14 protein-coding genes and 2 pseudogenes are annotated in these 14,318 nt (G+C 58.9%); 10 read left to right on the top strand and 6 right to left on the bottom strand.

Annotated elements, in window-relative coordinates:
* The first annotated feature begins 196 nt into the window (after nucleotides 1–196).
* The 4 genes from PS14A_RS12575 to PS14A_RS12590 all read left to right on the top strand — a co-directional run bounded on the left by PS14A_RS12575 (nucleotide 197) and on the right by PS14A_RS12590 (nucleotide 2,441).
* On the top strand, nucleotides 197–664 hold the full coding sequence (locus PS14A_RS12575) for a hypothetical protein (RefSeq protein WP_212616339.1): 468 nt from the start codon (nucleotides 197–199) through the stop codon (nucleotides 662–664).
* 204 nt (nucleotides 665–868) lie between these two features.
* A complete protein-coding gene (locus tag PS14A_RS12580) occupies nucleotides 869–1,084 on the top strand; it encodes a 4-oxalocrotonate tautomerase family protein (protein ID WP_212616340.1) in 216 nt (71 codons plus the stop codon).
* On the top strand, nucleotides 1,081–1,737 hold the full coding sequence (locus PS14A_RS12585) for a DsbA family oxidoreductase (RefSeq protein WP_212616341.1): 657 nt from the start codon (nucleotides 1,081–1,083) through the stop codon (nucleotides 1,735–1,737). Before PS14A_RS12580 ends, PS14A_RS12585 begins: the two co-directional genes overlap by 4 nt.
* Before the next feature lie 74 nt (nucleotides 1,738–1,811).
* Nucleotides 1,812–2,441: an isochorismatase family cysteine hydrolase gene (locus tag PS14A_RS12590; protein ID WP_212616342.1), complete on the top strand. Its 630-nt coding sequence runs from the start codon at nucleotides 1,812–1,814 to the stop codon at nucleotides 2,439–2,441.
* A 78-nt stretch (nucleotides 2,442–2,519) separates the two neighbouring features.
* Here the strand turns inward: PS14A_RS12590 and PS14A_RS12595 are convergent, their stop codons facing one another.
* Nucleotides 2,520–3,341, bottom strand: a complete 822-nt coding sequence (locus tag PS14A_RS12595) for an outer membrane protein OmpK (protein WP_137213603.1) — start codon at nucleotides 3,339–3,341, stop codon at nucleotides 2,520–2,522.
* A gap of 664 nt (nucleotides 3,342–4,005) precedes the next feature.
* Between PS14A_RS12595 and PS14A_RS12600 the strand changes: the two genes are divergently transcribed.
* From PS14A_RS12600 to PS14A_RS12620, 5 genes are all read left to right on the top strand, one after another.
* On the top strand, nucleotides 4,006–5,028 hold the full coding sequence (locus PS14A_RS12600) for an ABC transporter substrate-binding protein (RefSeq protein ID WP_212616343.1): 1,023 nt from the start codon (nucleotides 4,006–4,008) through the stop codon (nucleotides 5,026–5,028).
* A gap of 75 nt (nucleotides 5,029–5,103) precedes the next feature.
* Nucleotides 5,104–6,129 carry an aromatic ring-hydroxylating dioxygenase subunit alpha gene (locus tag PS14A_RS12605; protein ID WP_212616344.1) on the top strand — a complete coding sequence of 342 codons (1,026 nt, stop codon included), beginning with the start codon at nucleotides 5,104–5,106 and terminating at the stop codon, nucleotides 6,127–6,129.
* 60 nt (nucleotides 6,130–6,189) lie between these two features.
* The gene (locus tag PS14A_RS12610; protein ID WP_212616345.1) at nucleotides 6,190–7,032 is read left to right on the top strand and encodes an ABC transporter ATP-binding protein; all 843 of its coding nucleotides are present in this window, start codon (nucleotides 6,190–6,192) and stop codon (nucleotides 7,030–7,032) included.
* 22 nt (nucleotides 7,033–7,054) lie between these two features.
* Nucleotides 7,055–7,858, top strand: a complete 804-nt coding sequence (locus PS14A_RS12615; protein ID WP_122610653.1) for an ABC transporter permease — start codon at nucleotides 7,055–7,057, stop codon at nucleotides 7,856–7,858.
* A gap of 40 nt (nucleotides 7,859–7,898) precedes the next feature.
* On the top strand, nucleotides 7,899–9,329 hold the full coding sequence (locus PS14A_RS12620) for an amidohydrolase family protein (protein ID WP_212616346.1): 1,431 nt from the start codon (nucleotides 7,899–7,901) through the stop codon (nucleotides 9,327–9,329).
* Nucleotides 9,330–9,483: 154 nt separating this feature from the next.
* Here the strand turns inward: PS14A_RS12620 and PS14A_RS12625 are convergent.
* Nucleotides 9,484–9,657, bottom strand: a pseudogene (locus PS14A_RS12625) (LysR family transcriptional regulator); the annotation flags it as partial.
* 98 nt (nucleotides 9,658–9,755) lie between these two features.
* Here PS14A_RS12625 and PS14A_RS12630 point away from each other — a divergent pair.
* Nucleotides 9,756–10,673: a LysR substrate-binding domain-containing protein gene (locus PS14A_RS12630; RefSeq protein WP_133337689.1), complete on the top strand. Its 918-nt coding sequence runs from the start codon at nucleotides 9,756–9,758 to the stop codon at nucleotides 10,671–10,673.
* 56 nt (nucleotides 10,674–10,729) lie between these two features.
* On the opposite strand, the gene leuD is transcribed toward PS14A_RS12630, so the two are convergent.
* The 4 genes and pseudogenes from leuD to PS14A_RS12650 all read right to left on the bottom strand — a co-directional run bounded on the left by leuD (nucleotide 10,730) and on the right by PS14A_RS12650 (nucleotide 14,281).
* A complete protein-coding gene (leuD, locus tag PS14A_RS12635) occupies nucleotides 10,730–11,341 on the bottom strand; it encodes a 3-isopropylmalate dehydratase small subunit (protein ID WP_212616347.1) in 612 nt (203 codons plus the stop codon).
* Entirely contained in the window at nucleotides 11,338–12,759 is a 1,422-nt protein-coding gene (gene leuC / locus PS14A_RS12640) for a 3-isopropylmalate dehydratase large subunit (RefSeq protein ID WP_212616348.1), read from the bottom strand. Before leuC ends, leuD begins: the two co-directional genes overlap by 4 nt.
* Before the next feature lie 261 nt (nucleotides 12,760–13,020).
* A pseudogene (locus tag PS14A_RS12645) lies at nucleotides 13,021–13,351 on the bottom strand (cation:dicarboxylase symporter family transporter); the annotation flags it as partial.
* 54 nt (nucleotides 13,352–13,405) lie between these two features.
* Nucleotides 13,406–14,281 carry an alpha/beta hydrolase gene (locus PS14A_RS12650; protein WP_212616349.1) on the bottom strand — a complete coding sequence of 292 codons (876 nt, stop codon included), beginning with the start codon at nucleotides 14,279–14,281 and terminating at the stop codon, nucleotides 13,406–13,408.
* Nucleotides 14,282–14,318 lie beyond the last annotated feature (37 nt).

The raw sequence follows: 14,318 nt of genomic DNA on the forward strand, positions 1-14,318 counted from the left end.
CTTGGGATTGGCTTACAAATGCTCCGCTCGCCGATACATCGCCGATACATGACTCCCGCTCAATAGGCCTACCCGAACAAGGACGCTGTATCGAAGTGGAAGACGCTTGCGCCTTTCGCCTCGAACTTCCTTGAGGGTCTATCCGCCCTGTGGCATGAACCGCGGCCTCGCCGCGCAAACCATCTGGAGAAGCACTATGTACCGTAAACCAATGTCGAACAAAACCAGTCTTGGCCTGGCCGCTATCGCTTTAGCCGGCGGCATGAGCCTGGCATCGCCTGCCGCTTTTGCTGTTGAGCCATTGCCCCAAGGCTACCAACTGGCATCGGCCGATAAAACCGGCGAAGGCAAGTGTGGCGAAGGCAAATGCGGGGCCAGCGAAGCCAGCGACAAGTCCGCTACTGCCGAAGGCAAGTGCGGTGAAGGCAAATGTGGCGACGACTCTTTCGCTCGCACAGACACCGACCATGATGGCCTTGTTTCTCAAAAAGAACTGCTGACCGTGGCACCTCAGGGCGGTGAAGAATTCAAAGCGATGGACACCAACCACGATGGTTTTCTTTCGGAAGGTGAGGTCTACAAGTTCAGAACCAACCAGTACATTTCCAATGGCAAGAAAGTACCCACCGAGCTATTTACCCGCATGAGCAAAGCGCAAAACTGATTCCTCCCGCCGTAGCATTCGCCCTCCCCGCGCCTGCAGCCAGGGAGGGCGATTTACCTTCTGCAAAGCCCCCAGTTTTATTGATTACATCGCGTTATAAGTGATGTTCTCCGCCCCTGATTTATCCCCTGAACGCAACACTCTAAAGTCCATCCCACTGCTCCCCTCTTCATATCGATGGGGCGCCTACTGGAGACTTATCCCATGCCTTTCATCAGCGTTCGTATCACTCGCGACGGCGTTACCAAAGAACAGAAATCTCAAGTCATCGCCGAGATCACCAAAACCATGCAAACCGTCCTCAACAAGGACCCGCACCTCACCCATATCGTTATTGAAGAGGTCGACTCCGACAACTGGGGCTATGCCGGAATTACCACCACCGAGTACCGCCAACAACTGACGGAGTCGAAGAAATGACGTTCCCCGTCAGTATCGACTTTGTGTCGGATGTGGTGTGCCCTTGGTGCGCACTCGGCGCCACGGCGCTGGAACAAGCCATCGCGAACGTTGCTGGCGAGGTTGCCGTGGAGCTGACCTTCAAGCCCTTCGAACTGAACCCGGACATGCCGGCCGAGGGCGAGCACGCCATCAAGCACATGATGCGCAAATACGGGCGCAGCGCCGAAGAAGTCGCTTCGCGCAATGAAATGATCGTCGCGCGTGGCAAAGCCATCGGTTTTCAGTTCGACCTGGAAAAGCGCAGCCATTTCTACAATACCTTCGATGCCCATCGCCTTCTGCTCTGGGCCGTGCAGGAAGGCCGCCAGGTCGTGCTGAAGAAAATCCTGATCGAGGCTTATTTCACCAATGGCGAGAACCCCAGCGACCACGAAACACTGGTGCGCCTGGCCGGTGAAGCGGGACTTTCAACCACCCGCGCCCGCGAGATTTTGACTAGCGAGGCGTTCGCTCACGAGGTCCGTGAACTTGAAGGTTTCTACCTTGAACGCGGGATCAACTCGGTCCCGGCCATGGTGCTGAACGGTCGTCAGTTGGTGTCCGGATCGCTCTCAGTCACGGAATACGAACAAATCCTCAGGCAAGTGGCCCGCGAGTCCGCCACAGCCTGACAAAGCTATTGATCAGCACGATGCCCGGGCAAGCCCACCGCATCGGTCACTCAACTTGCGTGGAGTACATCGTCATGTCGAACGCCCCTTATCCGCTGAACCGCACCGCTTATCTGCTGGTCGATCCGTACAACGATTTTCTCTCGGAAAACGGCAAGGTCTTCCCCTTGATCAAGCCGATTGCCGAACAGGTCGGGCTGCTCGACAACCTGCGAGCCCTCGATCGCGCCGTACGAGCGCAGAACATTCCGGTGGTCATCGTGCCGCACCACCGTTGGGAACATGGCGACTACGAAGGCTGGGATCATCCAACACCGACCCAGTGCAAAATCATGCACATGCACCACTTCGCACGTGGTGAATGGGGCGGCGAATGGCATCCCGATTTCGCGCCGAAGGACGGCGACATTGTCGTGCAGGAACATTGGGGCGCCAGCGGCTTTGCCAATACCGACCTTGATTTTCGCCTGAAGCAGAAAGGCATCACCCACGTCATCATCGTCGGCCTGCTCGCCAACACCTGCATCGAAGCGACCGCCCGCTACGCCTCGGAATTGGGCTACCACGTCACGCTGGTGCGCGATGCGACCGCCGCATTCCGTGCAGAAATGATGCACGCCGCCCACGAGTTGAACGGGCCGACTTTCGCTCATTCAATCGTGACTACCCAAGAACTGATTGAGGCGCTGGCAGCGCAGGAGTAGCGGCGATGAACACCGATTTCGCCAGTTTGCCGAGGTGGTGCGTCAAGGCCGCTTTTTGCAATTGGCGATCGGCCCCCGTCAAAAATGCACCTTGAGCAAGAGACTCAACGCGTTCTGGTCGGTAGGGAATCCGCTCGTGTCTTCAATCCCGTATTTATTCGACCAGTAATCCCACTCAAGTCCCGCATAAAAACGTTTTTGCTGTTGCCCCAGCGCCTTGCCCACGTCGTATTTGACTTGTGGGTTGAAGTGAAAGCTCCTGGCCACATAGTTGGAAGTGCCTTTGTTGCCGACGTCGTTGACGTACCACTCCAGATAGCCGTCGAAAAGAATGTCGGAGCGACCCACCGGGAGGGTCATGGACCAGGTCGGGTTGATCTGCCATTGACCTGAGGCCTTACCGGTAATGCCGTCGGGTTTGCGGTAGTAGGTATTCAGGGAAAAGCGATCAAAGCCTGGAAGCACGAGGTCGACAGCGGGACCCAGCAGGTATTTGCGATTGCGGTTTTCACCGCGCTCGTAGGTGGCAGCGATGAGGACGTCCTTGACGATGCCATAGCTCAGGGAGCGGTCACTGATTTTGCCCAGCGACAGCCGTGGGGAGAATTCACCGTAGTAGGAATGGCCGTCGGCACCCGAGAGTCCACTGGACCATTTGTTGTCGACGAACATGAAGATATCGCCCCACGTCCAGCCGCTGGCGTGTTCGAAGCTCAGTGTTTGCTGAGTATCGTCGCCAGTGCCGTCGACTTTGAAATGCTGGCCGTAGAGGTAGCTCAAGCTGTTGTCGTTCCACAACAAAGGGCCGGCTTCGGCGCCGGCGCTGGCCAGAGCTAACAGCGGCGCCAGGCTGCGACGCAGCTGTGAAGGTGCAAGTAATGGAATACGCGATGCTTTCATGGGCTGCCCTTGCCAGGTGATTAGCGGATATCACCGGCAAGGCACGCCCGAGCTGCGGATCAAGCAGCTGCTCTGGCCCTCAAGTTAACGAGGGGCGACCCTTGCCGGGTACGCGGCGTAATGCCGCCAGAGCAATGCCCTGCACCTCGGGTCCTGTTGAGAGCCCCTCTGTGCTGACCGCTTCTACTCGATTCCGGACTAAGCAGGGGTTGTGCCAACTGAGCGAATACAATCTTCAACCCTCATTCAGCACAATCGATGCGTAAAACTGAATACTTTGCAGCCATCGGTCGCGCACCAGATTGAGGCGCGCCCACTTGAATTCGCACCGTTGCGAATCGCCTGCCCACCTCCTGCTAATTGCCTCGCCCGCCGGATCCCGTGAGGGCGGGCCTGCGACGGCTTGGCACACTTTTGGCTATGACTGCTTTCGAGTAGAAGCGGTCAGTGCCAGCAATGGCACCGGGCATTGCTCTTGCGCCCCTCCCTGTGGGCGTACGTCCGATTGGATGCTTGAACGCGGCGCCAGCGCCCCGGGCAAGAGAGAAGTGTCAGCCGTGTAACTACGCATACGCGCCCTCTCTCCCCTGTTCTCTCCAATCGGTCCCTCGCTGGCGTGCCGATTGGCGCGCGGCGGTTTTCGAATCGTTGTGGAGAACACATCATGAAAATTCGCTTTGCCTTGGGTCAACCGCTTCGCTCGCTACTGGCCATGGCGCTTGTGCCCGCCGCCCTGATCGCGTCTCCACTGGCTTTGGCCAATGACAAGGTGGTGCTGCTCACTTCCTGGTATGCCCAAGCCGAACAGGGCGGTTTTTACCAGGCCCTGGCGGATGGCCTGTATGAAAAAGAAGGCCTGGACGTGACCATCCGCATGGGTGGGCCGCAGGTCAATGGCATGCAGCTGCTGCTCAACAAGCAGGCCGATTTCATCGTCAACTACGACTTGCAGATTCTCAAAAGTGTGGAGCAAGGCCTGCCGGTGGTGGCCGTGGCCGCGCCCTTTCAAGGTGATCCTCAGGGCCTGCTGACCCATGCCGATGTGAGCGGCCTGGATGCGTTGCAGAACAAACAGGTGCTGGTGTCCACCTCCGGCCAGCAAACGTGGTGGCCTTGGCTCAAGGAAAAATATCAGCTCAAGGACAGCCAGGCCCGCCCCTACACCTTCAACCTGCAACCCTTCCTCGCGAACGCCAACACCACGCAGCAGGCCTATGCCAGCTCCGAGTTGTTCCAGGCGTTGAAGGCCGGGGAGAAAGCCAACTTCTTCCTGTTTGCCGACGCTGGTTACCCGCCCTACGGCTCGACCCTGGCCACTCGCCAGGACGTGATCGATCAGCATCCTGAGCGAGTCCAGCGCTTTGTTCGCGCCTCGATGGAGGGCTGGAAGCGCTACCTCGACAACCCGAGCGCCAACCACCTGATCAAGGCTGATAACCCGAACATGAGCGATGAATTGCTCGCCTGGGGGTTGTCGACGCTCAAGCAATATCGCCTGGTCACCGGCGGTGATGCCGCCACCCAAGGCATCGGCGTGATGAGCGACGCGCGCTGGCAGGCCACCCGAAACTTCATGGTCGACGCCGGCCTGCTCGGTGCCGATGCGCCTTGGCAGAAGGCCTACACCACGCGCTTCGTCGAGGACTTGAAGGTACTGCCTGGCGCCGAACAGTCCGCCAGCCGCTGAGCCAGATTGCAAGACTGCTGAACCCAGAGCCCGAGCCCAAGAGCCGGCTGAATGAATACCGTGAGGACACTTGTTATGTTGGTCACCAAACAACCTGTATTGCGCCGTTTCTGGTATGCCCTGCTGCCCATGACCGCGCTGGATGCCGGCCCGCAGCCCTTCACTTTACTGGGTGAGGCGCTGGTGCTGTGGAAGCGCCCCGACGGCACCCCGGTGGCCATGCGCGACCGTTGCTGCCACCGCACCGCCAAGCTCTCGAAAGGTTTTGTCAGCGAGGACGGCAACATCGCCTGCGGCTATCACGGCTGGGAATACGACTGCACCGGCACCTGCGTGAAGATCCCGCAAAATCCCGCTGGCATGATTCCGCCGGGCGCCTCGGTCCAGGCCTTTCACTGCCAGGAAAAATACGGCTACGCCTGGGTCGCCCTCGACGATCCTCTGCAACCAATCCCTGAGTTTCCCGAGGATGGCGCCCCGGGCTACCGGCGCATCTTCCAGTTTTATGAAGAGTGGAAAACCAGCCCGCTGCGGGTCATGGAAAACTCCTTTGACAACTCGCATTTTTCCTTCGTCCACAAAGCCAACTTCGGCCTTTTCGACCAGCCCGCGCCGGCCGGCTACGAGTTTCGCGAAACCGACTACGGCTTCGAGGCGGAGACCCGTGTGCCGATCCGCAATCCTGAGGAAAGCTATCGCATCACCGGCACTCGCAAGCCGATCACCCAGCGCCACCTGATCAACCGCTATTACCTGCCCTTCTCCCGGCGCTTTGGCTGCATGTACCCGGACAGCGGCATCCACCACATCATCTACAACTGCGCGACGCCCATGGAAGACGGGCGCCTGATGCTGGTGCAGTGGTTGTACCGCAATGACAGCGAAGAGCAATGCTCGACCCAGGAACTGATCGACTGGGACGCAGCGATCACCGCCGAAGACCGCGACATCCTCGAAGCCACCGATTACGACGCCTGTGTCGATACTCGCCGGCGAGTGGAACTGCACATGCCGTCGGACAAGCCTGGCCTGGTGATTCGCCGGCAATTGCTGGGCCTGCTCGAAGCTCACGGTGAAAGTGAAGTGTTCCTCAGCCATTGAAGTCAGCGCCCCGGTGTGCCGGGGCTTTACCGGACGCTCATGACCCAAGGGGAGAGCGCTATGTTGATGCAAACCATAACTGGGGCCAACGCCCTGCCACAGGCGTTGCCACGGGGCGACAGCGTCGGCGTGCAAACACCGCTGTTCGCCAATCAGGTGGAAAAAACCTACAGCAACGGCACCCAGGCCTTGAGCCGGGTGAAGCTGGCCATTCAGCGCGGCGAGTTCGTTTCATTGCTCGGCCCGTCGGGCTGCGGCAAGAGCACCCTGCTGAAAATGTTCGCCGGCCTCGAAAAGCCCTCCGCCGGCCACGTGCGCTGGTGGGGCAAGGACAGCCCGGCCAGCCCGACCCAAGGGCAAAGCCTGGCGATGGTGTTCCAGGAGGCGACCCTGATGCCATGGGCGAAGGTTAGCGACAACGTGCGCCTGCCGCTGGACCTGGCCAATGTGCCGAAAACCCAGAGCCAGCCAAAGGTCGACGCCGCCCTTGCCCTTGTCGGCTTGGACCGCTTCAGCCAGGTGTACCCGCGGGAACTGTCCGGCGGCATGCAAATGCGCGCGTCCATCGCCCGGGCCTTGGCCACCGAGCCCAATCTGCTGCTGATGGACGAGCCCTTCGGCGCCCTGGATGAGTTCACCCGCAACAAGCTCGACAGCGACCTGCGTCAGCTGTGGGCCAGCCGCGACCTGACCGTGGTGTTCGTCACTCACAGCATTTTCGAGGCCGTCTACCTGTCATCGCGGGTGGTGGTGATGGGTGCGCGCCCGGGCCGAGTAATCGCCGACATCGAAATCGACGGCCCGTTGGAACGAGACGAGGCCTACCGCACCTCCCCGGCCTTTATCGCGCAGTGCGCACGTCTGTCCCAGCTCCTGGCCGAGGCCAATGGCGATTCTTGCTGACTTCACTGAGAGCCCGATCATCATGAACTCGTCCTTTACTCCCTGGTTACGTCACCCCACGGTGTTGCGCATCGTCTCGCCGCTGCTGCTCGGCGCGGTATTGCTGGGTCTGTGGCAATTGGCATGTGTGGCCTGGAAGGTGCCGGTGTATCTGGTGCCCTCCCCGGTCGATATCGGCCGTACCCTGATCAGCGATGGCCCGATGCTGTTCGGTGCATTGTGGATGACCTTGAAGATCACCTTTTTCTCGTTTGCCCTGGCGGTGCTTATCGGCACCCTGGCGGCGTTTGTGTTTGTGCAGAGCCGCGTGCTGGAAGCCAGCCTGTTTCCCTACGCCATCCTGTTGCAGGTGACGCCGGTGGTGGCCGTGGCACCGCTGATCATCATCTGGTGCAGCAACACCACGCTGGCGTTGATTATTTGCGCGACCCTGGTGGCGATTTTCCCGATCATCGCCAACACCGTACTCGGTTTGCGCAGCGTCAACCCCGGCCTGCTCAATCTGTTCCGCCTGAACCGCGCCAGCCGCTGGCAAGTGCTGTTGCGCCTGCGCATTCCCAGCGCCCTGCCGTGTTTTTTTGCCGGGCTGCGCATCGCCAGCGGGCTGGCGTTGATCGGCGCGGTGGTGGCGGAGTTCGTTGCCGGCACCGGGGGCACCGGTGCAGGGCTGGCGTATCAGATCCTCCAGGCCGGCTTTCAACTGAATATTCCAAGGCTGTTCGCTGCCCTGCTGCTGATCGCCTTGACCGGTGTCGCGTTATTCAGCCTGATGGCCGTGCTGGCCCGGTTGAGCCTGCGCAACTGGCATGAAAGCGAACTCGGCTGACCCTTTGAATCCGCCGCAGGTGCGGCGTATGGAGCCTCACATGAAGCTTGAAAATAGCTGGCTGGTACGTAACGCCAGCGCCATCCTCACCGGTTTGTCCGGCGCGGCGGCGCGCCATGCCGGGCCTGATATCCGTATCGTCGACGGCCGCATCAGCGCCATCGGCGCCCTGCAACCCCAGCCCGGTGAGCGAGTGCTGGACGCCACCGATTGCGTGGTCTACCCGGCGTGGGTCAATACCCACCATCACCTGTTTCAGTCGCTGCTCAAAGGCATTCCCGCAGGTATCGACCAGAGCCTGGGAGCCTGGCTGGGTGCCGTGCCCTATCGCTATCGCGGCGCGTTTGACGAGCACAGCTTTCGCCTCGCCGCGCGCATTGGCCTGGTCGAATTGGCACGATCCGGCTGCGCCACCGTCGCAGACCACCATTACCTGTACTTGCCGGGCATGGACTTTGACAGTGCCGAGGTGCTGTTCGAGGAAGCCGAACGGCTGGGGCTGCGGTTTGTCCTCTGCCGTGGCGGCGCCACGCAAGCACGGCAAGCCGAAGGCAAGTCCGTGGCTGGGCCAGAGACCCTGGAGCAATACCTGGACGACGTCGAGCGTCTGGTGCGGCGCTACCACGACCCGGCCGCCGATGCCTGGCGGCGGGTGGTGATGGCGCCCACCAGCCCGCCCTACTCCATGCCTGCCGAACACCTGCGCGAAACCGCCCGGGTCGCCCGGCGACTGGGCATTCGCCTGCACAGCCATCTGAGCGAAACCGTCGAATATCAAAATGAGGTGCAGCAACGCCACGGCATGTCGCCAGTGGCGTTCTGTGCCGAGCACGAGTGGCTGGGGCCGGACGTGTGGTTCGCGCATCTGGTGAAACTCGACGCCGAGGAAATCCGCATGCTCGGGGCCAGCGGTACGGGCATTGCCCATTGCCCGCAAAGCAATGGCCGCCTGGGCAGTGGCATTGCCGATGTGGTGGGTATGGAGGCTGCGGGAATGCCAGTGTCGATTGGCGTGGATGGCGCCGCCTCCAACGAGGCCTGCGACATGATCAGCGAAACCCACGCCGCCTGGCTGATGCAACGGGCCAGAATTGGCGAACGGGCCCGCCCGCGTTATGCCGGCGGTGACGAGGAAGGCGGTGCCAGCGCGGCCACGGTGGAAGACGTGGTGCGCTGGGGTACGTCTGGCGGGGCTCGGGTGCTGGGGCTGGACGCCGTGGGCAGCGTGCAAGTGGGCATGGCCGCCGACCTGGCGATCTACCGCCTGGACCAGCCGCGATACTTCGGCCTGCATGACCCGGCGATCGGGCCGGTGGTGGGCGGAGGACGCCCGACCTTGCGCGCCTTGCTGGTCGGTGGCCGGTTGACCGTACACGACGACCAGTTGCCTGATTTCGACCTGGCCGAACTCGGCGCCCAGGCCCGAGACGCGGTACGGCGGTTGCAGCAGGCCGCAGGCGTACGCTCATGAGCTGATCTCCCCGGCACGTGCTGCCGTGCCAATACTCGGCCGCACCAAATGTCTGGTAGATGGAAAAATACGGCAGTAATCGACCTGGGACTGTCATCAGACAGTTTTAGGGTCCCGGAGAAGAAAGCAGCGGACGGCGTATCACAAGGCGCTTCTACAACAATTGCTCGCGTAGAAAATCGATGAACGCCATTGTCCGCGCTGAACGTCGGCGCTCGCGGCTGAGTACGGCGCTGACAGGCAGCGCGCTGGTCTGATAGTTGTCGAGTACGGTACTCACCCTGCCCTGCTCGACGTCAGCTGTGAACAGCCATTGCGGTGAGAGGGTGGGTATCGCATATAGAGACTCAGAGCCATAGAACGCTGATAGCCTGAATCGCTGTTATTATTCCCGCACTACAGGTAAATGGCGGCTTTATTCGGTATATGAACACGAATCGTGAGCAGTTTCCGTTGCCGGAAGATTTAAAGGTCTTCCTTACTGTTATCCGAAAAAACGGCTTCGCGAATGCCGCTGAAGAGTTGGGTTATTCACCTGCCTACATAAGCAAACGCATTTCCGTACTTGAGTCGACTCTTGCCACAAAGCTGCTGCACCGCACAACAAGACGTATTGCGCTGACCGACGACGGCGAACGAGCCCGGCAATGGGCAGAAAAACTGCTGGGAGACCTCCAGGAATTTCTTGGTGAAATATCCGAAGCGCGGCATCAACCTACAGGGTCGCTGCATATTTGCAGCAGCTTCGGTTTTGGACGTAACCACGTAGCACCAGCGATTTGCAAACTATCGCAGACCTACCCGAAACTCGATATCCGTCTGGACGTGTTTGACCGTGTAGTCGATATCGTCGGCGAAGGGTTTGACCTTGAGATACGTGTCGGGGATGACCTGCCTGGTCAGCACCTGGGGCGAAAACTTGTAAGCAATCGACGAGTGCTGTGTGCAACTACGGAGTATCTGGAGCGGCGAGGCATGCCTCACTCATTAGATGACCTGACCGCCCATGATTGCTTGGTACTCAAAGAGCGAAATAACGCATTCGGCGTCTGGAACCTGACAAAGGACGGACACGAAGAGTCGGTGCGCGTAAGCGGCCCTTTGTCCTCCAACAACGGTGAGATTGTTCTGGAGTGGGCATTGAGCGGTGGAGGGATCTTGTTGCGGTCGATGTGGGACGTTAAACCGATGCTGGAACAAGGACGACTGGTGCAAGTACTTCACGAATACACTCAAAGTGCGAACGTATGGGCTGTGTACCCCACCCGACTTAGTGAGTCGGCGAAATTGAGGGTTTGTGTCGAGTTTCTCGAAGAGTATTTTCGCCATCTATCGGTTGAGTGATGCCCTGGCGGTAGATCTCAGCATGCGATCTACCGTCGACACTGTTTCCATCTGGATCACAACCAGGGATTCTCCGACAGATACCGAGTTTCAAAGCTGCGAATCTGTTCGGTACGCTGAAGCGTGGTGCCAATGGCATCCAGACCGAGTAACAGCGACTGCTTACGCAATTGATCAATCTCAAAGTGAATAACTGCACCGTCAGCTAATTCGATCGTTTGCTCTGGCAGATTCACGTTGATCTTCGCTGTTGCTGCGTTGCTGATAACGCCTGCAATTTGTTTCAGCTGCGCTTCGGACACCTGGATGGCCAGCACCCCATTTCGCTGGCAGTTATCATAAAAAATACCGGCGAAGCTGGTGCCAAGGAGTGCTCTGATACCGACTTGCTTCAAGCCCCAGACGGCATGCTCGCGGCTTGATCCACAACCAAAGTTTGGCCCGACCACCAGAAAAGCGGCATCGTTCCAGGCGGGCTGATTGAGAATGAACTCTGGATTGGGTTCGCCGGACTCAAGAAATCGCAGATCGAAGAACAGGCCTTGGTCCAGCCCCTTGCGATCGATCCCCTTGAGGAACTGCTTGGGCATGATGACGTCGGTGTCGATGTTGGAAGCCAAAAACGGTGCTGCACTGCCGATTACCGTGGTGAAAGGTTGCATGTTCATGCCTCCAGAGCGAAAGATCGAACGTCAGTCAAATGCCCGGTAATCGCCGCCGCAGCGACCATCGCGGGGCTCATCAGATGGGTGCGCGCACCGGCGCCCTGCCGGCCTTCAAAATTGCGATTGGTACTGGATGCACACCGGTCACCGGGTGCGAGCACGTCATCATTCATGGCCAGGCACATCGAGCAGCCTGATTGCCGCCACTCAAAACCCGCATCCAGGAAAATCTGCGCGAGCCCCTCCTCTTCCGCCTGGCTACGCACCAAGGTCGATCCCGGGACGATCATTGCTCGCACATGGGCAGCGACTCGTTTACCGCGCACCACTCGTGCAACATCACGCAAGTCTTCAATCCTGGCATTGGTGCAGGAACCAATGAACGCATGGCTGATCATCACGTCGCTGAGCGGCATTCCGGGTACCAGGCCCATGTAGTCCAAGGCTCGTTGCATGCCCTGACGCAATATGAGGTCTGTCTGACTGGCGGGATCGGGTACACGACTTCCAACCGGCGCCGCCTGATCAGGGCTCGTCCCCCAGGTGACCATGGGTTCCAGCGCACCAACATCGAGAGTGACTTCACAATCAAACAGAGCACCTTCGTCGCTATGCAGTCCTCTCCATTTCGCGACTGCCTGCTCCCACATCTCGCCTTGAGGTGCGCGGGGCCTGGATTGCAGGTAGGCAAAGACTTTTTCGTCCGGTGCCATGAAGGCGCCTCTCGCACCAGCTTCTACAGCCATGTTGCAGATGGTCATCCTGGCTTCAACGCTGAGGTCATTGATCGTCGGCCCCGCGAACTCAATTGCGTAACCTGTGGCGCCCGAAGCTCCGATCTTTTCGATCAGAGCCATGATGATGTCCTTGGAGGTGACGCCGGTAGCGAGTGAACCGGTCACCGTTACACGCATGGTCTTCAAGCGCTTGTAGACCAGTGTCTGTGATGCCAGCAAGTGTTCTATTTCGGAGGTGCCGATGCCGAAACCAAACGCGCCCAATGCACCATAGGTCGTGGTATGACTGTCACCGGCTGCGACGATCATGCCTGGCAGTATGAAGCCTTGCTCGGGCGCTACGACGTGCTCAATACCCTGACGTTTATCGAGAATATCGAACAGTTCAATTCCGAAGTCTCGGCAGTTTTCTTCGAAGTACGAGACCTGCTGTGCGCCACCTGCATCTGGCATTGTGGAAATACGAACTGGAGCAGTCGGGTTAACGTGGTCTACCACCGCCAAAGTCGCGCTCGGGCGCCAAACCTGGCGGCCTGCTTCGCGTATACCGCTAAAGGCCTGTGGACTCGTGTATTCATTAGCGACTTGGCGGTCAATGTATAAAAGGACATGACCCTGATCATCGAGAGCACAAACAGTGTGGCTGTCGATGTGTTTCTGGTAGAGCGTTCTTGGCTTATTCATTGAATGGGCTCTTTTCCGGTCTAAGCATGAATATGGGTGCGGTATGTCAACAGCTTATTTTTGCCGCTGATTCTCTATCAATAGCGATAAGGTGAAGGCGTTGTGCACGACTCGTGAATGATCGTAAGTGCTTTTGTAGGACATTCATTTGTGGGGAGGTCATATCTTGAGCAGAACAACGCCAAGACACTGTGTTGCGATTCAAAGCGGCGTAGTACTGGCGCCATGAGCCAACAGAATGGAATCTGTGCCGGGGGCGGCCTATTCGGGGGAAAGCTTGGCAGCCGCTGCGGCTGTTCTTGACTGACGGCCGCGCTTGAGGGCGATCGGTGCCATCTTGCTGCGATCCATTTCACCCTCCCAGGCCGCCACTACGAATTTTTTGAATCAGCTGCGGCAGCACCGATTCTGAAGAGCTGGTGCCAAGCACAATGAGCAGTTCGGCCTTGATGTACGCCAACAGTTTGAAAATATTGAAGCCGGCGTAGTGGGCAATGCTGCCAAGTACGCAAGAAATGAAGATGAATGCCGTGACATAGAAGGTTCCGATCAACTTCAGCAGCGGCAGCAGCGAGCCGAGGCCGCACTTTCCCGGCCAATAATGTCCTGCGGCGCAAGGCTGTTTCATATCAGTGAAAGGCGGGTGTCAACGCAGGAAAGCCATTGCCTCGGCGAGCAATACCTCTGGGACTTCTTCAGCAAGGTAATGGCCGGCGGGCAACGCCTTGCCACGAACATCTGTGGCGACCTGTTGCCATTCCTTGAGCGGTTCGAAGCAACGACCGACCGTGCCTTCGGCGCCCCATAAAACCAGCAATGGAAGACTCAGGTGACGACCGGATTGGATGTCGGCACGGTCATGCTCAAGATCTATGCTGGCGCTGGCGCGATAGTCCTCGCAGATACCCCGGGCGGCGCCCGGAAGTTTCAGGCAGCGCAGGTATTCGCCGAAAGCTTCGTGAGTAAACGGTTTGAGCCCCGCACTACGACTGCCCATCACACTGCGCAGATAGGCTCCGGGGTCGGCTTCGATCAGGGTTTCCGGCAATGGTGCCGGGCGGATCAGGAAAAACCAGTGCCAGTACGCGCGGGCAAATGCTTCGTTGGTTTGGGCGTACATCGACAAGGTTGGCGCGATGTCGAGCAGCACCATTCGTTGCACTGCAGCGGGATGATCCAACGCCAGGCGATGGGCAACGCGGGCGCCACGGTCGTGGGCCAGCAGAGAGAAGCGTTCGAAGCCCAAGGAATTCATCAGCTCGACACCGTCCTTGGCCATTTCGCGTTTGGAGTAGTTGGTGTGGTCGTCGTTGGCTAGAGGCTTACCGCTATCACCATAACCGCGCAGGTCGGCGGCAATCACGGTGAAATGCTCGGCCAGTTGTTCGGCAACCTTGTGCCAAATGACATGGGTCTGAGGGTGACCGTGCAGCAACAGCAGGCCCGGCCCGCTCCCGCCAATGCGATAGGCAATGTCCACACCGTTGACATGACGCTGGTCTTTGAGGAATCCGGCAAACATGAGGTGACTCCTTGTTGTAGTTGCCTACATCCTGAAA

The sequence above is a fragment of the Pseudomonas sp. 14A genome (assembly GCF_018132745.1).
GTDB classification, from domain to species: Bacteria; Pseudomonadota; Gammaproteobacteria; order Pseudomonadales; family Pseudomonadaceae; genus Aquipseudomonas; species Aquipseudomonas mercuritolerans.